Annotated in this window: 18 protein-coding genes, 2 tRNA genes and 1 other RNA gene; 20 read left to right on the forward strand and 1 reads right to left on the reverse strand. The window is 51.5% G+C overall.

Going from position 1 to position 22398, the window contains the following annotated elements; genetic code table 11:
• Positions 1-21: 21 nt before the first annotated feature.
• The 12 genes from yabP to tadA all read left to right on the forward strand — a co-directional run bounded on the left by yabP (position 22) and on the right by tadA (position 12022).
• Positions 22-306 (forward strand): sporulation protein YabP, encoded by a 285-nt coding sequence (gene yabP, locus DWZ45_RS13640; protein ID WP_118469441.1) that lies wholly within the window; start codon positions 22-24, stop codon positions 304-306.
• Between the two features lie 10 nt (positions 307-316).
• Positions 317-715, forward strand: coding sequence for a spore cortex biosynthesis protein YabQ (gene yabQ / locus DWZ45_RS13645; RefSeq protein ID WP_118469442.1), 399 nt, complete (start codon positions 317-319; stop codon positions 713-715).
• 1 nt (position 716) lies between these two features.
• Entirely contained in the window at positions 717-1067 is a 351-nt protein-coding gene (locus tag DWZ45_RS13650; protein WP_243015316.1) for a septum formation initiator, read from the forward strand.
• Positions 1068-1232: 165 nt separating this feature from the next.
• Positions 1233-2651, forward strand: a complete 1419-nt coding sequence (locus DWZ45_RS13655; RefSeq protein ID WP_118469443.1) for a SpoIIE family protein phosphatase — start codon at positions 1233-1235, stop codon at positions 2649-2651.
• Positions 2652-2913: 262 nt separating this feature from the next.
• The gene (tilS, locus tag DWZ45_RS13660; protein WP_227589734.1) at positions 2914-4305 is read left to right on the forward strand and encodes a tRNA lysidine(34) synthetase TilS; all 1392 of its coding nucleotides are present in this window, start codon (positions 2914-2916) and stop codon (positions 4303-4305) included.
• Complete coding sequence (gene hpt, locus DWZ45_RS13665; RefSeq protein ID WP_022360393.1) at positions 4298-4822, forward strand: hypoxanthine phosphoribosyltransferase; 525 nt, start codon at positions 4298-4300, stop codon at positions 4820-4822. Before tilS ends, hpt begins: the two co-directional genes overlap by 8 nt.
• Positions 4823-4879: 57 nt before the next feature.
• Positions 4880-6688 carry an ATP-dependent zinc metalloprotease FtsH gene (gene ftsH / locus DWZ45_RS13670; protein ID WP_333491459.1) on the forward strand — a complete coding sequence of 603 codons (1809 nt, stop codon included), beginning with the start codon at positions 4880-4882 and terminating at the stop codon, positions 6686-6688.
• Positions 6689-7277: 589 nt separating this feature from the next.
• The gene (locus DWZ45_RS13675; RefSeq protein WP_118469445.1) at positions 7278-9443 is read left to right on the forward strand and encodes a glycoside hydrolase family 13 protein; all 2166 of its coding nucleotides are present in this window, start codon (positions 7278-7280) and stop codon (positions 9441-9443) included.
• Positions 9444-9599: 156 nt separating this feature from the next.
• A tRNA-Tyr gene (locus DWZ45_RS13680) sits at positions 9600-9681 on the forward strand.
• A 33-nt stretch (positions 9682-9714) separates the two neighbouring features.
• Positions 9715-9800 (forward strand) — tRNA-Leu (locus DWZ45_RS13685).
• A 139-nt stretch (positions 9801-9939) separates the two neighbouring features.
• Positions 9940-11349, forward strand: coding sequence for a DUF6128 domain-containing protein (locus tag DWZ45_RS13690; protein WP_118469446.1), 1410 nt, complete (start codon positions 9940-9942; stop codon positions 11347-11349).
• 184 nt (positions 11350-11533) lie between these two features.
• Positions 11534-12022 (forward strand): tRNA adenosine(34) deaminase TadA, encoded by a 489-nt coding sequence (gene tadA / locus DWZ45_RS13695; RefSeq protein WP_118293780.1) that lies wholly within the window; start codon positions 11534-11536, stop codon positions 12020-12022.
• Between the two features lie 56 nt (positions 12023-12078).
• Here tadA and DWZ45_RS13700 read toward each other — a convergent pair whose 3' ends face one another.
• Positions 12079-13104, reverse strand: coding sequence for a branched-chain amino acid aminotransferase (locus DWZ45_RS13700; protein ID WP_118469447.1), 1026 nt, complete (start codon positions 13102-13104; stop codon positions 12079-12081).
• Positions 13105-13376: 272 nt separating this feature from the next.
• Between DWZ45_RS13700 and ffs the strand changes: the two genes are divergently transcribed.
• The 8 genes from ffs (at position 13377) to DWZ45_RS13740 (ending at position 21804) form a co-directional block, all read left to right on the forward strand.
• Positions 13377-13639, forward strand: an RNA gene (gene ffs / locus DWZ45_RS13705) — signal recognition particle sRNA large type.
• A 336-nt stretch (positions 13640-13975) separates the two neighbouring features.
• Positions 13976-15055 carry an ATP-dependent 6-phosphofructokinase gene (locus DWZ45_RS13710; RefSeq protein ID WP_118469454.1) on the forward strand — a complete coding sequence of 360 codons (1080 nt, stop codon included), beginning with the start codon at positions 13976-13978 and terminating at the stop codon, positions 15053-15055.
• A gap of 17 nt (positions 15056-15072) precedes the next feature.
• Positions 15073-16692: a DNA polymerase III subunit gamma/tau gene (gene dnaX, locus DWZ45_RS13715; RefSeq protein WP_118469448.1), complete on the forward strand. Its 1620-nt coding sequence runs from the start codon at positions 15073-15075 to the stop codon at positions 16690-16692.
• A gap of 157 nt (positions 16693-16849) precedes the next feature.
• Complete coding sequence (locus DWZ45_RS13720; RefSeq protein ID WP_022359050.1) at positions 16850-17203, forward strand: YbaB/EbfC family nucleoid-associated protein; 354 nt, start codon at positions 16850-16852, stop codon at positions 17201-17203.
• A gap of 3 nt (positions 17204-17206) precedes the next feature.
• Positions 17207-17806 carry a recombination mediator RecR gene (recR, locus tag DWZ45_RS13725; protein ID WP_022359051.1) on the forward strand — a complete coding sequence of 200 codons (600 nt, stop codon included), beginning with the start codon at positions 17207-17209 and terminating at the stop codon, positions 17804-17806.
• A gap of 90 nt (positions 17807-17896) precedes the next feature.
• Positions 17897-20143, forward strand: a complete 2247-nt coding sequence (locus DWZ45_RS13730; RefSeq protein ID WP_118469449.1) for a hypothetical protein — start codon at positions 17897-17899, stop codon at positions 20141-20143.
• Between the two features lie 117 nt (positions 20144-20260).
• Positions 20261-21085, forward strand: coding sequence for an HAD family hydrolase (locus tag DWZ45_RS13735; RefSeq protein WP_118469450.1), 825 nt, complete (start codon positions 20261-20263; stop codon positions 21083-21085).
• Complete coding sequence (locus tag DWZ45_RS13740; RefSeq protein WP_107001682.1) at positions 21070-21804, forward strand: CvpA family protein; 735 nt, start codon at positions 21070-21072, stop codon at positions 21802-21804. Before DWZ45_RS13735 ends, DWZ45_RS13740 begins: the two co-directional genes overlap by 16 nt.
• The last annotated feature ends 594 nt before the right edge of the window (positions 21805-22398 follow it).

Here is a 22398-nt window from a genome sequence, read left to right on the forward strand (position 1 = left end):
AAATATTGGGAGGTTTTTTGCATGGAAGAAAAATTGAATGCCAGACCTCACAAGCTGGAGCTTCTGAACCGGGAAAAGGGGAGTGTGACGGGGATCCAGGATGTGGTGTCATTTGATGAGAACCAGATGATTCTCGATACAGACATGGGGCTTCTGACGGTGCGTGGGAAGGCGCTGCATGTGAGTCGTCTGACACTGGAAAAGGGCGAAGTGGATATTGAGGGCGAGTTTGAGAGCTTTTCGTATTCTTCCAACGAGTCCCGCCGGAAATCGCAGGAGTCGTTCTTTGGACGGCTGTTCCGTTAGGCGGTGGCGGATGAGCGGGACGGTAAGAGGGGAAATATGGCTGCTTGGCGGCAGTGTGTGTACGGGAATCGCGCTGATGATGATGTATGACGGGCTTAGGATCTTCCGGTGGCTGGTACGGCACAGCTCATTTTGGACAGGCATGGAGGATGCGGCGTATTGGCTCTTTGCCAGCTTTGCGACGTTCCGGCTTTTGTTCGGGCAGAATGACGGAGTTCTGCGCGGCTATGCGGTGGCGGGCGTGCTGGGCGGCATGGTGTTTTATGACCGGACGGGCAGCCGTCTTTTGTTTGCGGTATTGAAAAAATGCAGCAGATGGATTAGAATAAAAGGAAGAGGCAAAAAAAGCCAGAAGACCGGAAAGGAACATACAACAAGGGGACAGGCAGAGAATCTGGAAAGGAAGTGAGATGAAGGTGCGTAGACAGATGTCAGAAGGCAGACCGGGTGGAAATGCACGGAAAAAGAAAAAGGACAATTTAAACAACCGGATGGCGCTTGTGGGCGTTACGATGGTAGTGCTGAGTCTGGCGGCTGCCGTGCACATCAAGGGCATCGATCTCAAGGAAAAGGATAAGAGCTATTCAATTCGAGAGGAAAATCTGGAGGCGCAGGTTGCGAAAGAAGAAGAACGTGCCAAACAGCTTGAGGAATACCGGGTATACGTGCAGACCAAGCAGTATATCGAGAAGGTAGCGAAGGAGAAGCTGGGACTTGTAAACCGCAATGAGATCCTGCTCAAACCGTCCAATTCGAATTAGGCTTGCGGTGCATCATAGAATGTCCGGGGCATGCCACACAGGGGAGCAGCATTCCTGGATGTGTCGGAAAATGTCGAAGTTTTCCCTGATTTTGCTCCGTCCGTTTGACAAATATTTCCCTCCAGCCTGTATATAATGGCGTTATACAGGTTAGGAGGGATTTTTGTGCTTAAACGGAGAACTTTACATAGAGATATGGCGGATGTCAACGTCTACACGGCAAGACGTTTAAAGAGCATGGCACTGTCACTGGGTGGTCTGGCGCAGGCGTTTGCGGATGAGATCGGCGGGCAGGGGCATCTGACGAAGGAGGACGGACTGGCGGCAATGCAGACGGCGGCGTCGGCGGTATGCGGCGATTGTACACGGTGCAACCTGTATTATGGCAGCCGCCGGGACGACAGTTATTATCTCTATTATCTGCTTCGGACGTTCGAGCAGAAAGGGAAAATCGACCTGGAGGACATGCCTCGCCTGTTTCATGAGATCTGTTCCCAGAGAGAGGCATATTTGCGGGAATTGAACCGGAGCCTCGGCCGGGCGACGATGAATCTGGGGTGGAAAAACCGTTTTCTGGAAAGCCGGGATGCGGTGATCGTCCAGTTCCGGGAGCTGGCGGCGATTTTGGAGGAATTTTCCAACCAGATGGAGCAGGCGTCGGATGTGACGGCATCCTGGGAGGAGATGCTTTCGGGGATACTTCGCAGAAGCCATCTGCGCGTGGACAACATGCTGGTGCTTCAATATGAAAATCAGCAGAAGGAGGCGTTTCTCACACTCCGCAGCGTCAATGGGCGATGTATGACGGCGCGGGATGTGGCGGAACTTCTGGGACGCGCGATCGCCGGAAGCCACTGGAGTGTGGCGAAGGACAGCAAAAGCCTTATCACCCGCAATGCGGCGACCTTCCGTTTTGTGGAAGAAGGTAAATACCGGATGGTGTACGGCATGGCGTGCAGCCCCAGGGAGGGAGAACCGATTTCAGGCGACACATGCACGGTGCAGACCGGGCTTCCGGGGCAGGTGATTATGAGCCTGTCGGACGGCATGGGAAGCGGCAGAAGCGCCAGCGAGGACAGCGAGAAGGTCATTGAGCTGACCCAGCGCCTGCTGGAGACGGGATTTTCGGCGCGATCGGCGCTCAAATTGGTAAATACGGTGCTTCTGCTGGCGGGTACGGAGCAGAATCCGGCAACAATCGATCTATGTTGTATCGATCTGGGGACAGGTGTGCTGGAAGCGATGAAGCTGGGCGCGGTGCCGACCTTTATTCTGGGGCGTGAGGGTGTTGAGTTTCTGGAAGCAGGCGGGCTGCCGATGGGAATTGTACAGAACGCGGAGCCGGTTCTGATGTCGCGGAAAATGTGGGACGGCGAAAAAATCATTATGATAAGCGACGGTATTCTCGAAGCGATGCCGGGGGAACACAAGGAAGAGACGTTCATGGAATTTATATCAAACCTTTCCGGCGGCAACCCGCAGGAATTGGCAGAACAGATCCTGGCGTTTGCGTCCGGGCTTTCGTCCGGGGGTGTGGTGGATGACTGCACCGTGTTGGTCGGGACGGTGCTGGAACGTGGGTAGTTACTGTTTACGGGTAGGCACTTTTGGAACCGAAAGTGCCGTAAGAAAACGTGGTGGCAGCAGGAATTTGCCGTATTTAAATGCGAAGCCACGGCAAATTCCGTTACTGGGCACGTATGCGTGAACAGTAACGTAGAATCTGGCAGGTTGAGAAATAAGAGGAGATCCGTTATACTGTGAAGGTACGGAACAGTAGTTACGAGTGGATGTTAAGAGGGATAAAAAGAAATATAAAAGAATGCAGAAACAAACAGAAATTTATATGAGACAAAATCATATGGCCAGGCCGGGGGATGGCGTTCTGGTCGGTTTATCCGGGGGAGCGGATTCCGTCGGTCTTTTGCTGGTGCTCTGGAAGCTGCGGGAGACGTTTCAGATTTCCCTGCGGGCGCTCCATGTCCATCACGGGCTGCGCGGCGCGGAGGCGGATAGAGATGCGGCATTTTCACGGATGCTGTGTGAACGGCTGGAAGTTCCTTTTTATGAGTTCCGTATCGATGCGGCGAAAGAGGCGCTTGACCGGAAATGTTCCGTCGAGGAGGCGGGACGGCAGGCGCGGTACCGCCTGTATGAGGAGACGGCGCTTGCGTGGGAGAAAGAGATGTGTCCGGATTTGACATCGGAGAATGCGGGGGGGAAAGAGGCGGTAGCCGCCCGGGTTCATATCGCCACCGCCCACCATGCGGATGATAACGCGGAAACGGTTCTTTTTAACCTGTTCCGCGGAAGCGGTCTGACCGGGCTTTCCGGCATTGCTCCGGTGCGGGGGCGCATCATCCGTCCTCTTCTCTGGGCGCAGCGAAGCGAGATTCAGACCTGGCTGCGGCAGCAGGGACAGGACTGGGTCGAGGACTCGACGAACCAGGAGAGTGAATACAGCCGCAATTGGCTTCGGAATGAACTGCTTCCGGCGGTAGAAGAGCGCCTGAATGCACAGGCAGTCCGTCATATCGACCAGGCGGGCAGACGCATCCGGCAGGCAGATGCCTATCTGGAAGAGGTGGCAGAGGAATGGCTTCAAAAGCATGCACCGGACGGAAAAGCGGATGCAGGAGCGCTGGCAGAGCAGGCGGAGATTGTGCAGGGTTATATCGTGCGGCGGCTGTTTTTAAAGAGCAAAATGCCGCTCCGGGACGTGACGGAGACGCATGTGCAGGCGGTTCGGGAACTTCTGTACCAGGGAACCGGAAAGAGTATTTCGCTGCCGCATGGGTTCCGGGCGGTAAATATATATGGATTTCTTGAAGTGCGCCCGCTTAGTCATCCAGGGGAAAGAAAAGGGGGTTTGCTTCCGGGCATCCAGAATGAGAATCTTTTGCAGATGCATACTTTCCCCTGTGAAAATGGGGATGAATTTCCGAAAAACCAGTATACGAAATGGTTTGACTATGATAAAATAAAAGGTACCTTATCGCTGAGACACCGGCAGCCGGGGGACTACCTGACACTGCCGTCCGGCGGTCGGAAGACGCTGAAATCCTGGATGATCGATGAGAAAATTCCGAGACAGGAGCGGGAGGAAATCTGGCTTCTGGCGGAAGAAAAACATATCCTGTGGATAGTGGGGCACCGGATCAGCGCATATTATAAGATAACAGAACAGACAAAAACCATCCTTGAGGTGGAATTTAACGGAGGAAAAAGCAGTGGCTGATAAGATTCGTGTATTATTAACGGAAGAAGAAGTAAACAAGAAGATCAGTGAAGTGGCAGCACAGATCAACAAAGATTATGAGGGAAAGGAAGTCCACCTGATCTGTATCTTAAAGGGCGGCGTATTCTTTACCTGCGAACTGGCAAAACGCCTGACTATTCCGGTTTCCCTGGATTTCATGTCTGTATCCAGCTATGGTTCTGACACCAAGTCAAGCGGTGTGGTAAAGATTATCAAGGATCTGGACGAGCCGCTGGAGGGCAAGAATGTCATCATCGTGGAGGATATCATCGATTCCGGACGCACCCTGGCATATCTGATCGAGGTATTAAAACAGAGAAATCCGAAAAATATCGAGCTGTGCACCCTGCTTGACAAGCCGGAGCGCCGTGTAAAAAAACAGGTTCAGGTTAAATATACCTGCTTTACAATCCCGGATGAGTTTGTCGTAGGTTACGGCCTGGATTACGATCAGAAATACCGCAACCTGCCGTACATCGGTGTTGTGGAAGTATAAGGAGGAAGCCAGTTGAAACAACGTCAGTCGATGGGAGGCGTGGGGCTTCTGATCCTCATGCTGCTTGTTATCATGTTTTTCTCGTTGAAGGTTCCTGGAATGGCGACGGAGCGGGAATTAAGCTATCCGGAGTTCATGGTATATCTGGAAAATAAGACCGTAGAGAGCGCACAGATCCGCCCGAACCGCGAGGTGCCGACCGGTGAGGTTGTTTTTGAGACAACCTCCGGTGACCGGGAGGAGTTCAATGTGCTGGATGTGAAGGAAGTAGAGATGGCGCTGCGCAAGGCGGGGGTTCCGTACACGACCACCAGCGTCCGCCAGGACAGCTATTTTATGACGGTGATCTTGCCGATCGCTTTGTCCGCAGGCGTCCTGATCTTCCTGTTTATGTTTATCAATTCCCGTTCCGGCGGCGGGGCAAATGCCAAGATGATGAATTTTGGACGCAGCCGTGCCCGGATGGTATCGACCAGCAAGGTCAACTTTACCAAAGTTGCCGGTCTGGAAGAGGAGAAAGAGGAACTGGAGGAGATCGTAGATTTCCTGAAAAACCCGCAGAAATACACCGGTGTCGGAGCGCGCATCCCGAAGGGCGTGATCCTAGTCGGACCTCCGGGAACTGGTAAAACCTTGCTTGCTAAGGCCGTAGCGGGCGAGGCGGGTGTCCCGTTCTTCTCGATTTCCGGTTCGGATTTTGTTGAAATGTTCGTCGGTGTTGGCGCATCCCGTGTCCGCGACCTGTTTGAGGAAGCCAAAAAAAATGCCCCGTGTATCGTCTTTATCGATGAGATCGATGCGGTTGCCAGACAGCGTGGTACCGGCATGGGTGGCGGTCACGACGAGCGCGAGCAGACGCTCAATCAGCTTTTAGTTGAGATGGATGGTTTCGGCGTCAATGAGGGCATCATTGTCATGGCGGCGACGAACCGTGTGGATATTCTCGATCCGGCGATTCTGCGGCCGGGCAGATTTGACCGAAAGGTGGCAGTCGGACGACCAGACGTCAAGGGTCGCGAGGAGATTCTCGGCGTCCATACGAAGGAAAAACCGCTGGGCGAGGATGTGGATTTACACCGCATCGCGCAGACAACCGCTGGATTTACCGGAGCCGATCTGGAAAACCTGATGAATGAGGCGGCGATCAATACCGCAAAAGAGGGACGTAAGTTCCTGACCCAGACGGATATTGAGAAAGCCTTTATTAAAGTGGGAATCGGCGCTGAGAAGCGCAGCAAGGTGATTTCCGAGAAAGATAAGAAGATTACCGCATACCATGAGGCGGGTCATGCGATTCTGTTCCATGTCCTCCCGGATGTGGGACCGGTTCATACCGTTTCGATCATTCCGACCGGCGTTGGTGCGGCAGGCTATACGATGCCGCTTCCGGAGCAGGATGAGCTTCATATGACGAAGGGCAGAATGCTTCAAAATATCATGGTTTCGCTGGGCGGACGAATCGCCGAGGAGATTATCTTTGACGACATCACGACCGGCGCTTCCCAGGATATCAAGCAGGCGACCTCGATGGCGCGCGCGATGGTAACCGAGTACGGTATGTCAGAGAAGCTGGGCATGATCAACTACGGCGGCGACAACAACGAGGTCTTTATTGGCCGCGACCTGGCGCATACGAGAACCTACAGCGAGGAAGTGGCGAGCGAGATCGACAGCGAGGTAAAGCGCATCATCGATGAGTGCTACGCCAAGGCAAAACGGATCATTCTCGATCACGAGGATGTCCTTCATTCCTGCTGTGCCCTGCTGATGGAGAAAGAGAAGATCGGTCAGGCTGAGTTTGAAGCGCTGTTCCAGGATGGAGAAAAGCCGTCAGGGGAAGTTGAAACTCCGGTGATAGAAGCATAAAAAGTTCAAAGCATGAAACAGGTCTGCAAATAAGCCTGAAAAAAGGTGCCAGTCAGCTGCCAGAATGTGCGGGAGACATCCCGGACAGCCATCGGATAGATGGAAATGGCAGTGGTGGCACCTTCTTTTATGCAAATTTCAGGCGGATTTTGCTGGACATTTCGGGAGAGAGTGTTGATTTGCACAAAAAAGAAATCGAAATAAAACGATGTTTGTGCACACTTATTTCCGCTCCTATGCTATTATAATAGACGTAACCCCCCCCCAATACATTATATAGTTTTTGCTACACCCCATAAAACGAAATACCTTCTCCTAAAAAGGTCAGCTACCCCGCTGACCTTTTTTATTTCATAGGAAATTACGTCCTATGAAACAAAAAACGCTCCGCGAGGATGCACACTCGCGCGAAGCAGAAACATGTCGCAAGCGACCGCGCGAGACGCCCGAATGTGCCAAGGCACATTCTTTTTTATTACCTAAAATTAGGGGCGTGAAAATAACTTGTGTAATTTGGGGAAATCCTGTAAAATATGGGCAGAAAATAACATGATTGTGAAAGCGGCGAAACCGCTGGAAAGGGAAACAGATGGAGCAGATCAATCGCGACGCGCTATTTTGCGACGAGACAGAGGATTACCGTTGTCCTTCGGAGGCAGATGCGGGTGAAGTCGTTACATTTTATTTCAGAACAGAGAAAAATGGAGCAGATGCGGTTGTACTGCTGGAATGTGACCCGGAGACCGGGGCGCTTTTGCAGGAGTGGCAGATGAAACGGCTTTCGTGGGAGTGCTGTGCTGGCAGCGTTGGGAACGGTGCAGATACAAATCGAGGCATAGATGGTAGCGGTATGGCTGACAAGTCAGACAGCCGTTTTGATTACTACAGCTGTGCGCTGACTCTGGGAACGAAAACATTTTCGTATGTATTTCAGGTAACCTGGGGCGAGAACGTCTGTCTTTACAACCGGATCGGGCTGACAGAGGATGCGGCGGCGCACCCGTTCCGCCTGATTCCGGGGTTTCATGTGCCGGAGTGGAGCAAGGGCGCGCTGATGTATCAGATCTATGTGGATCGGTTCTGCAACGGCGATCCTACAAACGATACGGAAACCAATGAATATATTTATCTGAAAAAGCCGGTCACCCGGGTGACGGACTGGAAGGAACCGATCGGTACACTCGATGTGGGACGGTTTTACGGCGGCGATCTTCAGGGTGTTTTAGATAAACTTGATTATTTAAAGAGTCTCAAGATAGAGGCAATTTACTTAAATCCGGTATTTGTATCACCGTCGAACCATAAGTATGACTGTCAGGACTACGACCATATCGATCCGCATTATGGAGTGATTCTGGAGGACGCAGACGGGCTGGTGTGCCCGGAAGATACGGACAATGACCGCGCACATAAATATATGACGCGGACGGCGGATGAGCAGAACCTGGAGGCGAGCGATGCCTTTTTTGCCCGCCTGATTGAGGAAGCGCACAAGCGGGGAATCCGGGTGCTGGTGGACGGTGTGTTCAACCATTGTGGTTCTTTCAATAAATGGCTGGATGCGGAACTTCTGTACCAGCACGCGGGCGGCTATCCGCAGGGGGCATATGTCTCGGAGGACAGCCCGTATCGCTATTTCTTCCAGTTTCACAATGAAAATGCCTGGCCGTTTAATGACAGCTACGATGGCTGGTGGGGACACGCGACGCTTCCGAAGCTCAATTACGAGGAATCGCCGGAATTGTACCAGTACATTCTGGGGATTGCGAAAAAATGGGTATCGGCGCCGTTTGGAGCAGATGGCTGGCGGCTGGATGTGGCGGCAGATCTGGGGCGGAGCGCCGGGATGAACCATCAGTTCTGGCGTGATTTCCGCGCGGCAGTCAAGGAGGCAAATCCGGAGGCGGTCATGATCGCGGAACATTACGGCAGCCCGTATGACTGGCTGAAGGGCGATCAGTGGGATACGGTCATGAATTATGATGCGTTTATGGAGCCGCTGTCATGGTTTCTGACCGGGATGGAGAAGCACAGTGACGAAGAAAATCCGGCTCTGTTTGGGGATGGATGCGCCTTTTTTGAGGCGATGCGCTACCATATGAGTGAAATGCCGACGGCTTCCGTGCAGTGTGCGATGAACGAGCTGTCCAACCACGATCACTCCCGCTTTATGACGCGGACAAACCGCCGGGTGGGTCGTCTTGCGTCGGCAGGTGCAAAAGCAGCGGAGGAAGGCATCAGCTATGGCATTTTCCGCCAGGGTGTTGTCATGCAGATGACCTGGCCGGGCGCACCGACGATCTATTACGGCGACGAAGCGGGCGTCTGTGGATGGACCGATCCGGACAGCCGCCGGACGTACCCGTGGGGCGGGGAAAATCTGGAGCTGATCGAGTTCCACCGCTACATGAGCGGCATCCGGAAACGCTGTCCGGCATTTAGAAATGGTTCCCTGAAAGCGCTGGCGGCGGGAGATGGCTATATTGCCTATGGACGTTTTCAGAGTGCTCAGAGAGCTGGCGGCGCGTGCTGCGGCGTGACGGCGGTCAATACAGGTGATGACTGGCTGACGCTCAAGATTCCGGTCTGGCAGATCGGGGCGCGCGACGGGGCGCTCCTGCGCCGGGAAATGATGACCTATGAGGACGGTTACAACGCCGGACAGGTTGAACATGAGGTAAAGGACGGCTATATCGAGGTGAAAATCCCACCGGTCGGAAGTATCGTTTTGACGGGAAATGATACGGCATTGTAGGAAATGTGGCTTCGACAAGATATATGATTTCTGGCAGTTGAGCGAGAAGAATCAAAAGCAGGAAAAAATGGAAATAAAAATATTAAATAAAATATATAAAAACACTTGCTTTTTTGAGACAGCCATGTTATAATCTTCAACTGTCAGAGCAATTTTGGATGGGTTCCCGAGTGGCCAAAGGGGGCAGACTGTAAATCTGTTGCGTCTCGCTTCGGTGGTTCGAATCCACCTCCATCCATTTGGCTTTGTGCCAGTCATGAGTAATCATGATGCCGGCGTGGCGGAACTGGCAGACGCACAGGACTTAAAATCCTGCGAGGGTTAAACTTCGTACCGGTTCGATTCCGGTCGCCGGCAGTATCGGGAACAGTTTTTAACTGTTCCCGATTTTGCGTTATACGGACGTATTTGCAGCGTTGGTTTATATCAGGATATAGAAATCCTGTCATAAACCGGCGCTTCTTTTGCATATAATACAAAGCAAAGGAGTGAAAACATGTCTGCATATCATCGGTTAATATCATATATCTATGCATACGAAGGCGGAATCAAAGGGAAAAATACGGGATTTGCGAAATTGGAGACGCGGGGAACTTCCTGCCGGATTCAGGTCAGCGTCCGCCGTGTCTTTGCGGGCGGCAGCCCGATCGGCGTATACCTTCTGGCAGGGCAGGAGGAGATCCGTATCGGCACCCTGTTTGTCCGTGGCGGAAATGGGGAGTTCCGTGCCGTCGTCAATTGTGAAAATATTGAAGGAAGCGGCTGCAATATGGAAGAGTGCTGTGGTCTGACTCTTCATGAGACGGACAGCGCATGGCGTGCCTATACGACGATCTGGGAAGATGCCGTCGCGCATGCGGCAGAGGTTGAGCTGGCGGATGTGACTGCTGAGAAAGTGCGGGAGCAGGAAGCGGAGAAGGAAGAGGCAACGCGGAAACTGGCAGAGAATGTATCTGGGGAAGTGAACAGCGCGTCTGTAGGGAAAGAAAAATTGGATGAGGCGTCAGAACTTACCCGGTCGGGAGAAATGGAGAATCAGGACACATCCACGGAGACAGAGAAGAAAGAAGCTGTGAATATAAACGAAACGGACTTCGGAATCAGCCAGCCCCAGCCAGAAAAGCTGGAGGATTCAAACCTGGAGATTTTCGAGGACACGGAAACCATGGAAGCGGTTCCAGATATCTCAGAAACATCCGATCATCAAGAGGCAGAAGTTGTTCAGGAAACGCAAACGGAAACACCGCAAGAAAGTTTTCAGGAATCCAATCAGGAAACGCAAACGGAGACACCGCAAGAAAGTTTTCAGGAATCCAATCAGGAAGCGCAAACGGAGACACCGCAGGAAAGTTTTCAGGAATCCAATCAGGAAGCGCAGACAGAGGCGCGACGGAAAGATTCTCAAGAATCCACCCGGGAAGTCCAGAAAGAAATGCCTCCAGATTCTCCACCAGACCATCAAGAGGCATTTCAGTCAGACTCTCAAAATCAAAAACAACCGCAACCAGATTCATCCAAGGAATTTCCGAAAGAAGATCCCGCCGAGTCCCTCTGGAACCGTCTGCGTGCTGCCTATCCCAAAGTAACCGCCTTCGAATGCGCCGACGGCTGCGAGATTCTGGTAATCAAACCGCAGGATATCGGGCTTCTGCCGCGGGAAAACTGGGTGTATGGAAATAACAGCTTTCTTCTGCACGGTTACTACAACTACCGATATCTGATTCTGGCGAGACTGGGGAAACCCGGCGAACGGGGGCGCTACATTCTGGGCGTGCCGGGACATTATGGAAACAATGAAAAATATATGGCGGCGATGTTCGGCTTTGACCGCTTTGTCCGTTCCACCCGCCAGCCGCCGCGCGACAGCCGGTTCGGGTATTGGTATACGGATTTGAATTTTACATAAAAGCCGGTTGATCCTTTTGGAGAACTCTTGACAAAGGATAGCTTTTCTGGGTAGGATGGACACGGGTCAAATGCTTTCAGGTGTTTGGTTGGTAGCGGATCAAACTTGTCGGGAAACTGGGATAAGGATGTCTGTTGTTGGAAGCGGATGAATTTGAACGGAGGAAAAAACAGTGGCAGCAAAATTGACACGGGAAGAGAAATATATGAAAGCGGCGATCCGCGAGGCGAAGAAAGCCTGGGCGCTCGGAGAAGTGCCGATCGGCTGCGTGATCGTGTATGAGGACAAAATCATCGGCAGGGGTTACAACCGTCGGATGGTCGATCATAGCGCGCTGGCACATGCGGAGATCGCGGCAATCAAAAAAGCGTGCAAGCGCATGGGCGACTGGCGCCTGGAAGAATGTGAGCTGTACGTGACGTTGGAACCATGCCCGATGTGCGCAGGGGCGATCGTGCAGGCGCGGATTCCAAAAGTTTACATCGGTTCCATGAACCCGAAAGCCGGTTGCGCCGGTTCGGTACTGAATCTTCTGGATGAAAAAGGATTCAATCATCAGGTGGAGACAGAAGAAGGACTTTTGGGCGAGGAATGTTCGATGATGTTGAAAGAATTTTTCAAAGAATTGCGTGAAAAGAGAAAAAAGAAGAAAGAAGAAAAAGCTGGCAAATAAACCTCTGCCAGCTTTTTTAATTTCATATTTTCCGTTCAAACTGAAAGGTACAGTCCTTATTTGATTACGTGGATCCAGCCCTCCGGAGCTTTGATGTGACCCATCTGGATGCCGGTCAGTGTCTCATAGAGTTTCTGGGTAACCGGACCCATCTTCTCCATACCTGCCGGGAAGCAGATTTCCTTGCCGTGGTCAACGATCTTGCCAACCGGGGAGATAACAGCTGCGGTACCGCACAGACCGCACTCTGCGAAATCCTTTACCTCGTCTAAGTATACTTCACGCTCTTCGGTCTCCATGCCGAGGTAATCTCTTGCAACCTGCAGGATAGAACGGCGTGTGATAGACGGAAGGATGCTGTTGGACCTCGGAGTTACCAACTTGCCGTCTTTGGTGATAAAGATAACGTTTGCGCCGCCGGTCTCCTCGATCTTGGTACGTGTCTGCGGATCCAGGTAGATGTTCTCATCGAAACCGTTCTTATGAGCATCGACGATCGCATGCAGGCTCATCGCGTAGTTTAATCCGGCTTTGATGTGACCGGTTCCGTGAGGTGCTGCACGGTCGAAATCGCTGACGCGGATGGTGATCGGTTTAGCGCCGCCCTTGAAGTACGGGCCAACCGGTGTACAGAATACACGGAACTGATAGATGTTTGCCGGTTTAACGCCGATGATGGAATCATAACCGAACATATACGGGCGGATGTACAGGGTTGCACCGGAACCATACGGCGGTACGAATGCTGCGTTGGCTTCTACTACTTTTGTGATGGCGTCTACGAAGCGCTCCTTCGGGAATGGCGGCATTTCAAGACCTTTTGCGGAATTCTCCATACGCTCGCCGTTTAAGTCGGGACGGAACGTAACGATATGGCCGTCCTCGGTCGTATACGCTTTCAGACCCTCGAAGCAAGTCTGTGCATACTGCAGAACACAGGCACATTCATTCAGGGTAATATTCGGGTCGGAGGTAAGGACGCCTTCGTCCCAGGAACCATTCTGGTACATGGAAACATAGCGGTAATCCGTTGGCATATAGCCGAAACCGATGTTGCTCCAGTCGATGTTTTTCTTCTCCATAATCGTTGCTCCAATCTTACAGAATTTTATGATTTAGTAACTGTTTGACTTTTTGCAGTCGCTAGATTTATACCTATTATAATGATTTCTTTCTTCTGTTGCAAGATTCTGGGATAAAAAATGATAAAAAAACAATAAAATGTATTCTTGTGTATTTTTATACAATGCTTGTTAGTCAAGCTCCGGCTTGACAAAACGGCGGCTGCCATGTATACTAAACAGGCTGACGGTCTGCAGGTCATTCCGTCATATAAGATCAAGTCATAAAGTTTCCGCACAGCCGGGGAGTTAGCGGTGCCCTGTACCTGCAATCCGCTATAGCAGGGGTGTTGTCCGACCGAGGGCGTTTTTACTGTGGGGCTGCCCCTGAAAAGTGGCGTTGAAGTCTGGGTCTTGCGCAACAGAAATCTGTGAACCGTGTCAGGGCAGGAATGCAGCAGCACTAAGCAGAACCTTCTGTGTGCCGCAAGGCAGCCTGGACCGAGTTAACTGTCAGGGTAACGTCCATGGCATACGTTCGAAGCCGGGCGTGCGGATTTTTTTATTTCATAGGAAATTGCTTCCTATGAAATAAAAAATAGAAAATAATAGATACAGAAACAAGCATTTTTGCAGGTGTGTGAATATAGCCGGGATATGTGGAATTTGATTTGCCAAGGGGGAGGAATACCGTGCCGGAGCAGATTAAAAGCGCGTATCCCGGTATTTTTATGTCTATGATATTTGTAAGGAATTTTTTCTTGCCCGCGGGATATGATTGTATTATAATTACAAAATGGGTGTAGTTTATCCTGATATGGGGGTTGTTGGAAACTTAGAATAAGGGTAACTGTGAAGGTACTGGACGGTTATGAAGAAAGGGAAAGCGCTCATGAGAAGAATCGGTATGTTAACCAGCGGCGGCGACTGCCAGAGCTTAAATGCGACGATGCGAGGCGTGGCAAAATCGCTGTACAAGATGTTCGATGACATAGAGATAGTTGGATTTGAAGACGGCTATAAAGGTCTTATGTATGCAGACTACCGGATTATGAAACAGTCGGATTTTTCCGGGATTCTGACACGCGGAGGTACGATTCTGGGAACTTCCAGACAGCCTTTCAAGCTGATGCGGACGCCGGACGAGAACGGTCTGGATAAAGTGGAAGCGATGAAACACACCTATTACAAGCTGAAACTGGAATGCCTCGTCATTTTAGGCGGCAACGGCAGCCAGAAGACGGCAAATCTGCTGCGGGAGGAAGGACTCAATATCGTTTCTCTTCCGAAGACCATAGACAACGATCTCTGGGGCAGCGATCTTACGTTTGGATTCCATAGTGCGGTTGATGTGGCGACCAATGCCATCGACTGTATTCATACGACGGCGGCGTCTCATGGCAGAGTCTTCATCGTGGAGATCATGGGCCACAAGGTGGGATGGCTGGCGCTCTATGCAGGCATCGCGGGCGGAGCTGACATCATTCTCCTGCCGGAGATCCCGTATGATATTGATGTGGTGGTAAATGCGATCCGCAGCCGTACTAAAAATGGCAAGAATTTCACGATTCTGGCGGTCGCAGAGGGCGCGATTTCCAAGGAAAATGCAGCCCTGACCAAGAAAGAATTAAAAGACAAGAAGAAAAATGGACCGGTTTATCCGTCGGTCGCTTACGAGCTGGGCGCCCAGATTTCCGAGCGGACGGGGCAGGAGATCCGTGTGACGGTTCCGGGGCATATGCAGCGCGGAGGCGAGCCATGTCCGTATGACCGCGTGATTGCGACGCGCCTCGGCGCGGAGGCAGCAGAGATGATCCACCGCAAAGAATACGGCTATATGGTCGCTTTAAACAACAATAAGATTGAAAAAATTCCGCTCGCGGACATTGCCGGTAAATTAAAGATGGTCGATCCGAAGAGCGATATTATCCGGGAAGCTAAGGATGTAGGCATCAGCTTCGGCGACGAATAGTAAGGAAGTAGTAGTTTATGTCATATACAGCACTGTACAGAAAATGGCGTCCGACGTCCTTTGAAGAGGTCCGGGGTCAGGACCATATCGTAAAGACCCTGAAAAATCAGATCAACTCCGGGCGGATCGGGCACGCGTACCTCTTCTGCGGGACGCGCGGAACCGGTAAGACGAGTATTGCCAAGATCTTTGCACGGGCAGTCAACTGTGAACATCCGGTGGACGGCAGCCCCTGCGGCGAGTGCAGTATGTGCCGCCAGATTGCGGAAGGAGCTTCCCTCAATGTGGTGGAGATCGATGCGGCATCCAACAATGGTGTGGAAAATATCCGCGATATCCGGGAGCAGGTGCAGTACCCGCCGACGGATGGGCGCTACCGCGTCTACATCATTGACGAGGTTCATATGCTTTCGATCGGCGCGTTCAATGCGCTCTTAAAGACGCTGGAAGAACCGCCGTCCTACGTTATATTTATCTTGGCGACGACGGAGGTCCACAAGATCCCGATCACGATCCTGTCCCGGTGCCAGAGATATGATTTCAAGCGGATCTCGATCGATACCATTGCGGGACGACTGGCGGAGCTGACGCAGGCGGAGCAGATCGATGTAGATGACCGGGCACTTAGGTATGTGGCACGTGCGGCGGATGGCTCGATGCGAGATGCGTTAAGTCTTCTCGATCAGTGCGTGGCGTTCCATTTCGGGGAAAAGCTGACGTATGACAATGTGCTCGAGGTGTTGGGCGCGGTCGATAACCGCGTGTTCAGCAAGCTGTTTCAGGCGGTGCTTGCAAGTGATACGAAGGCGTGCATCCGTGAGATTGAGGAAATGATCATCCAGGGGCGCGATCTTTCGCAGCTTGTCAACGATTTCGTCTGGTATATGCGAAATCTCCTGATTGCCAAGACGACCGACGAACCGGGCGATATGCTAGATATGTCGGAGGAAAATCTGGCAGTTTTAAAGGAAGAGGCGGCAGGTGTTGATGCGGAAACGCTGATGCGTTACATCCGTATTTTCTCGGAGCTTTCCGGGCAGCTGCGCTACGCGTCGCAGAAGCGGATTCTGGTGGAGATTGCCTTTATCAAGCTGACGACGCCGTCGATGGAACAGAATCTTGATTCCATTTTACAGCGGATTACGCTATTAGAGCAGAAAATGCAGGAAATGCCGGACAATCTACAGAAACTGGCGTCCCTTGCACCGGCAGCGGGGCAGGCGGCATCCTCCAAAACGGCTGTGGTGGAAACGCCGCCTGAGCCGAAGACGGTATCCCTTCCGCCGGCACAGTACGAGGATCTGATGCTGATGCGGAAAGAATGGGGACGGATTGCGTCCCTGAGCCAGCTTGTGGGTTCGATTAGACTCAGTCTTCCCAAGACAAGTGTAGAACCGGCGGGCGAAGGCTGCCTTTGCATTGTGTGTACAGATGAAAATACGTTTGGAATTATCAATCGGGAGCCTGAGCTTAAGAATTTGCAGGAAGTAGTGCAAGAAAAATACAAAAAGACTCTGCAATTTAAAGTCCGTTTAGAATCATCTGCTGTGCCGCAAAGAACGGTTTATGTCAGTGATGAGGATTTAAAGAACGCAATCCATACCGATGTGATTGTCGAAGAGGATGATTCCGTGTAGTGGAGCTTGCCAAAGATGAGCCTTGTTTTGTAATGCAAGAAGCTGTGATTAAATACAGATAAATGATATTAGTGGGTTTATATGATATATAGAACCGGCTGCAATCGGCAGCCAGTCTGAATATAAATAAAAAGAAGTGAAAGAGAGGAATGACACCATGGCAAAACGTGGCGGTTTCCCAGGCGGTATGCCGGGCAATATGAACAATTTAATGAAGCAGGCGCAGAGAATGCAGCGCCAGATGGAAGAGAAGCAGAAAGAGCTGGAGGAGAAGCAGTACAGCGCATCCGCGGGCGGCGGCGCTGTAACCGTGACCGTATCTGGTAAAAAAGAGGTTCTTTCCGTGAAACTGTCTGAGGAAGTAGTGGATCCGGATGATATCGAGATGTTAGAGGATCTGATCGTGGCGGCGACCAACGAGGCATTCCGTCAGGCGGAAGAGGACAGCAGCCAGATGATGTCCCAGTTGACCGGTGGCCTTGGCGGTCTGGGAGGCGGATTCCCGTTTTAAGCGATGGATTATTACAGCAGTCAGATTAGCAAGCTAATCGAAGAATTGTCAAAACTTCCCGGAATCGGAAGTAAATCGGCGCAGCGTCTTGCATTTCATATCATCAATATGCCGGAAGAACAGGTCAGGCACTTGTCCGGCGCGATTCTGGAAGCCAAGCAGAATGTGCGTTACTGCAAGGAGTGCTGCACATTGACTGATAAGGAACTGTGCCCGATCTGCAGCAGCGACCGGCGAGATCATGAGACGATCATGGTGGTGGAAAATACGCGCGATCTGGCGGCATATGAAAAGACAGGAAAATACAACGGGGTCTATCATGTGCTGCATGGGGCGATCTCCCCGATGCTGGGGATCGGGCCGGGCGACATCCGGCTCAAGGAGCTGATGACTCGCCTGCAGAAAGAGGAGGTTCGTGAGGTCATTATCGCAACCAACTCAAGCCTGGAGGGCGAGACGACCGCGATGTATTTGAGCAAGCTGATTAAGCCGACAGGGATCCGGGTGACGCGAATCGCCAGCGGCGTTCCGGTTGGGGGCGACTTGGAATATATTGATGAGGTAACGCTTCTGCGCGCGCTGGATGGGCGTACAGAGCTGTAGCCGGTGAGCAAATAAAACGTTACTGGGCACGTATGCGTGAACAGTAACAATAAAACTTCTGCCGCGGCAGGAAGTTAGGAGATGCATAAGATGGATAAATACGAGTTTAACATCAAGGTAGAGCAGATTAAGAAACTGGTCAACAAGGGAGATTTCGAGACGGCGATGAAGATCGCCGATACCATCGACTGGCGTCGTGTACGCAGCACCAGCCTGCTTACGATGATTTCCCAGATTTATGAGAAAAATGCAGAGTATCAGGATGCCAAGGATATTTTATTGCTGGCATATGAGAGAGCGCCGCTTGGAAAGGGGCTTTTATATAAGCTGACTGACCTTGCATTGCGTGAAAATAATATTCAGGAGGCAGAGGCATATTACCGGGAGTTCTGTGAGCTGTCCGGCGATGACCCGCGCCAGTACCTGCTTCGTTTCCTGATTCTGGAGGCGAAGGATGCGCCGTTAGAGCAGCAGATCAATTCTCTGGAGAGATATTGTCAGGAAGAGCTGGATGAGAAATGGCTGTACCACCTGGCAGAGCTTTATCATCAGGCGAACCAGGCGGACGACTGTGTGCGGATCTGCGACAAGATCATGCTGATGTTCGGTCTTGGCAAATATGTGGACAAGGCAATGGAACTGAAACTTCAGTATGCGCCGCTGACGAAATATCAGATGGATCTGGTAGAAAACCGCGAGAAGTACGAAGAGAAGCTGCGTGCGGTGGAAGAAGAGTACAAGAACGGTACATACCGCAAGCCGGAGCCGGAAGGAGAGTATCTGGATACGGATGAGCCGGAGGCAGAGCTGGACGACGAATCGGAGAATGAGCCGGAGGGACAGCCAGAGCAGGCAGAGCCAGAAGAGAAGGCTGGAAAACCGAAAGCCGAGACAAAACCGGCGGACGAGAAAGTAGAAAAGGCTGCGCTGGACGAGGATGTAGTAGCAAGCCTTCATGAAGCACAGGCGGAAGAAGCGCTGGCAAAAGAAGTGTCCAAGATCAAGCCTTACGATGAGGAAGAGGGCGCATCCGAAGGGGAGACACGTGTTTTCAGGAATCTCCGCGACCTGGAACCGGCAGAGGCAGAGGAAAAGAGCGAGGAAGCTCCGATTCATGAATTTGAAGAGGAAGAAGAAACCATAGTGGAAGACTGGGATTTCGAACCGGAAGAGGAAGAAGAGGAGATCAAGGAATCAAATCATCTGATGATCGAGGCGGAAGATCCGGCAGCCGGTCTTGCGATGGCACTTGATTCTCTGAAAAAGATTCACCGCGAGCTGGGAACCAAGCATCCGGTTGCCAAGATCAGCGGTGCAAACCTTTCCCATCGCGGCATCGCATCGGTGGCGGAGCGCCTGGCAGGCAAGGATCTGGTGGTCGAGCATGCAGCTGATCTGGACGATTTGACGGTGGAAGAGCTGGAAGAACTGATGACACAGGATGAAACCGGCATGGTCGTTGTTCTGATTGATACGCAGGCACGTTTAGAGCAGATGCACCGCGCATATCCGGCATTAGCAGTGCGTTTCCAGTATATCGGCTGTGAAAACCAGAAAGACGATGCAGCGAAGCTGGCACAGGCGCGCGAGGAAGAGCTGAAACGCCAGCAGGCGCAGCAGGAAGCAGAAGCAGCCAGAAAACGCCAGGCAGAGCGTGAAGCGGAGATCCGCCGTCAGGCAGAAAAAGAGGCAGAGGAAAAACGCAGACAGCAGGAAGCAGCAGCCCGCCGTGAGGAAGAAGAGCGCGCCAAGGCAGAAGCACAGGCGCTGGCAGCCAAAGAGGCAGAAGAAGCGCGTAAAGCGGAGGAAGATCGCCGTCTGGCAGAGCGGCAGAGAGAAGAACTGCGCCGTCAGGAAGAGGCAAGACGCGATGACGAGCCGGAGTATGAAGACGAAGAAGATCACTACGAGAAGGACGAGTATGAGCCGGAGGATGATTATGCGCGTGGCGGCTATCGTGATGATTATAAGGACGATTACAAAGACAGCTATAAAGACGAACGCGAGGACGACGAGTATTCCAATTATCCAGAGGATGAGCCGGAAGAGAAACCGTCCAAAAAGTCCGGCGATATGGATGTTGAGGAGTTCGTTCAGTATGCCTGCAAATATGCATCGGAGATCGACTGCAGTATTTCGGGAAAGAGCATGCTGGCTCTGTACGAGCGCGCTGAGATGATGGAGGAGGACGGAGAACCGCTTAGCAAGACAAGTGCCGAAGATTTGATCGAGGAAGCTGCAGATAAGGCGGAGAAGAAATCCTTCAGCGGACTGTTCTCATCGAAATATGATAAGGATGGACTTCTGATTCTGAAAGAGAAGCATTTCTTTGATTAATTAAAATAATTCGAGAAATTTTAAAATTAAAACTAAGTAAAAGAGAGCGCTGCGGGGGAATGCTTCCCGGCAGCGTTTTCTGGTAGTGGACAGTAAAAAGAGATACGGGAGAGAAAGATGGGAACACGGTTAATAGCCCTCGATTTAGATGGGACACTGTTAAATGAAAAAATGCACGTGTCGGAAAAAACAAGACAGATGATGGAACTGTGCGCGCAGCGGGGGATTGAGATTGTTCCGGCGACCGGGCGCGCGCTCCCGGCAGTGCCAGAGGAGGTTTTGAGCTTGCCGGGCGTCCACTATGGCATATTTACAAATGGGGCGGTCGTCCGGGATTTCGGGAAAAATACCTGGGTGTCGGAAAGCTGCCTGAGCTGGGAAGAGACGATCCGGGTGATTGAGGTGCTGCGCCGGCATCCGGTTATTTACGATATGTATGTATCGGAGGGCGGCGTCAGCGAGATGCGATTGCTGGCACAGCTGGAAGAATACGGGATACCGGAACGTGAATGCGCCTATATCCGGGCGACGCGCCGGGCAGTTACTGACATGGTGGAGTATCTGCGGGAGAAAAAATGCCCGGTGCAGAAGATGAATTTAAATTTTAAGGACCGGGAGAGCAAGCAGGCAGTCCGGGAAAAGCTGGAAGCGATGCCGGAGGTTCTGGTGACCTCTTCGCTTCCGTGGAATCTGGAACTCAACGCGGCGGGCATCACAAAGGGGAGCGGGCTGCGGAATCTCTGTCAGTATCTGGGAATTGAAGCGGAGGAGACGATGGCATTTGGAGACGGCGAAAACGACTGGCCCATGCTGGAGGCAGCAGGAATCGGCGTGGCGATGGAAAATGGCGCCCCATTTTTAAAGGAACGCGCAGACCGGATTGCCGCTTCGAACCGGGAAGAGGGCGTAGCGGAGGCGATCAGACAATGGGTGCTTATATAAAAGAAAACTGGCTGTTCGTGGTGGTGGCAGTCTATCTGGTTTCCATGGTACTGTACGGGCATTACCGCGGATTTGTCCGCCTGGCAGTCTCGGCCGTTTCCCTGGTGCTGTCGCTGGGGGTGGTTCATTTTGGTGCGCCGTCTGTCGCGAATCTGCTTCGCAGCAATGAGGTGGTCTATCAGGCGGTGGAGGACAGCGTGACGAAATTTATCCAAAAGGACGATGAGGCGGAAAATGAGGCAGCTGACGCGGCGCCGCCATCCGTACAGCGCAGTATTATTGAAGAAATGGAGCTTCCGGAACAGTTAAAGGATGCGCTTCTGGAGAATAATAACAGCGAAGTTTACGAGGCGCTGGGTGTAAGCAGCTTTACCCACTACGTCAGCCGTTATCTGGCAAACAGCCTGATCAATATTATAAGTTTTTTTCTGCTGTTTGCAGCCGTGTTCGGCGGACTGCGTGTTCTGTCCGTATCGCTCAATGTGGTCTCCCGGCTGCCGATCATATCGGGGCTGAACCGTCTGGCAGGTGCCGTGCTGGGGGGTGCGGAAGGGATCTTTTTCGTCTGGATTGCAGCACTGCTTATTACACTGTTCTCGGCAACGGCGATTGGTGAACTTTTCCTGAACCAGATAGAAAGCAATATCTGGCTGACCTGGCTGTATGACCACAATATGCTTGGAAGCATCCTGATGGGTGTTGTGAAACGGATTATTTAAAAGCTTATAGAGAAAAACTGTGATATTGAAAAACGGCACACCGCATTCTCGCTGCTTAGTGATGAGTTGGGTGTGCCAAATTTTTTATTTCAGTCGAGAAGACTCCCACCTTTTTAGGTGGCGAGTAATAGCAAATTTGTCTCAGTGGGAGTTGGGCCTCCGACTGAGATAAATGCTCCGCGAGGATGCGCAATGATTCTGTATGGAATATATCAGCGAAAAAACAAGGCGAAAAAAACAAGTGAAAATCCCTTGACAAGTTAATGCTGAAATGGTAGACTTTAACTCTAACGTGTTTTGACGTTAGTCTGCATATGCAGGGAAAATCGAATATCACAGGTTTTCTTATTTGCGAAAATGTTTTGAAAATTAAGAAAAAATAGTTGACAACGACAACTGCCTATGATATGATATTCAAGCTGTTGAGCGAAAGCTCAGTTGCGAAAAATAAAATAAAAAAGTTGTTGACAAAGATAACTGATTGTGGTAATATAAATGAGCTGTCAATGAGACAACAACAAAGAACCTTGAAAACTGAACAGTATGTAAAACCCTGAAAATTCTAAGAACAAAGGCTTTTGGTTAAGCCTTGAA

Origin of the sequence: Clostridium sp. AF32-7AC (assembly GCF_003477925.1) — a bacterium.
Lineage (GTDB): Bacteria > Bacillota > Clostridia > Lachnospirales > Lachnospiraceae > Otoolea > Otoolea fessa.

Excerpts from the sequence above, each read along its gene's own strand:
- yabP (WP_118469441.1), top strand. The coding sequence starts at position 22 with ATGGAAGAAAAATTGAATGCCAGACCTCACAAGCTGGAGCTTCTGAAC.
- yabQ (WP_118469442.1), top strand. The coding sequence starts at position 317 with ATGAGCGGGACGGTAAGAGGGGAAATATGGCTGCTTGGCGGCAGTGTG.
- DWZ45_RS13650 (WP_243015316.1), top strand. The coding sequence starts at position 717 with ATGAAGGTGCGTAGACAGATGTCAGAAGGCAGACCGGGTGGAAATGCA.
- tilS (WP_227589734.1), top strand. The coding sequence starts at position 2,914 with ATGAGACAAAATCATATGGCCAGGCCGGGGGATGGCGTTCTGGTCGGT.
- ftsH (WP_333491459.1), top strand. The coding sequence starts at position 4,880 with ATGCTGCTTGTTATCATGTTTTTCTCGTTGAAGGTTCCTGGAATGGCG.
- DWZ45_RS13675 (WP_118469445.1), top strand. The coding sequence starts at position 7,278 with ATGGAGCAGATCAATCGCGACGCGCTATTTTGCGACGAGACAGAGGAT.
- DWZ45_RS13690 (WP_118469446.1), top strand. The coding sequence starts at position 9,940 with ATGTCTGCATATCATCGGTTAATATCATATATCTATGCATACGAAGGC.
- DWZ45_RS13700 (WP_118469447.1), bottom strand. The coding sequence starts at position 13,104 with ATGGAGAAGAAAAACATCGACTGGAGCAACATCGGTTTCGGCTATATG.
- DWZ45_RS13710 (WP_118469454.1), top strand. The coding sequence starts at position 13,976 with ATGAGAAGAATCGGTATGTTAACCAGCGGCGGCGACTGCCAGAGCTTA.
- dnaX (WP_118469448.1), top strand. The coding sequence starts at position 15,073 with ATGTCATATACAGCACTGTACAGAAAATGGCGTCCGACGTCCTTTGAA.
- DWZ45_RS13720 (WP_022359050.1), top strand. The coding sequence starts at position 16,850 with ATGGCAAAACGTGGCGGTTTCCCAGGCGGTATGCCGGGCAATATGAAC.
- recR (WP_022359051.1), top strand. The coding sequence starts at position 17,207 with ATGGATTATTACAGCAGTCAGATTAGCAAGCTAATCGAAGAATTGTCA.
- DWZ45_RS13730 (WP_118469449.1), top strand. The coding sequence starts at position 17,897 with ATGGATAAATACGAGTTTAACATCAAGGTAGAGCAGATTAAGAAACTG.
- DWZ45_RS13735 (WP_118469450.1), top strand. The coding sequence starts at position 20,261 with ATGGGAACACGGTTAATAGCCCTCGATTTAGATGGGACACTGTTAAAT.
- DWZ45_RS13740 (WP_107001682.1), top strand. The coding sequence starts at position 21,070 with ATGGGTGCTTATATAAAAGAAAACTGGCTGTTCGTGGTGGTGGCAGTC.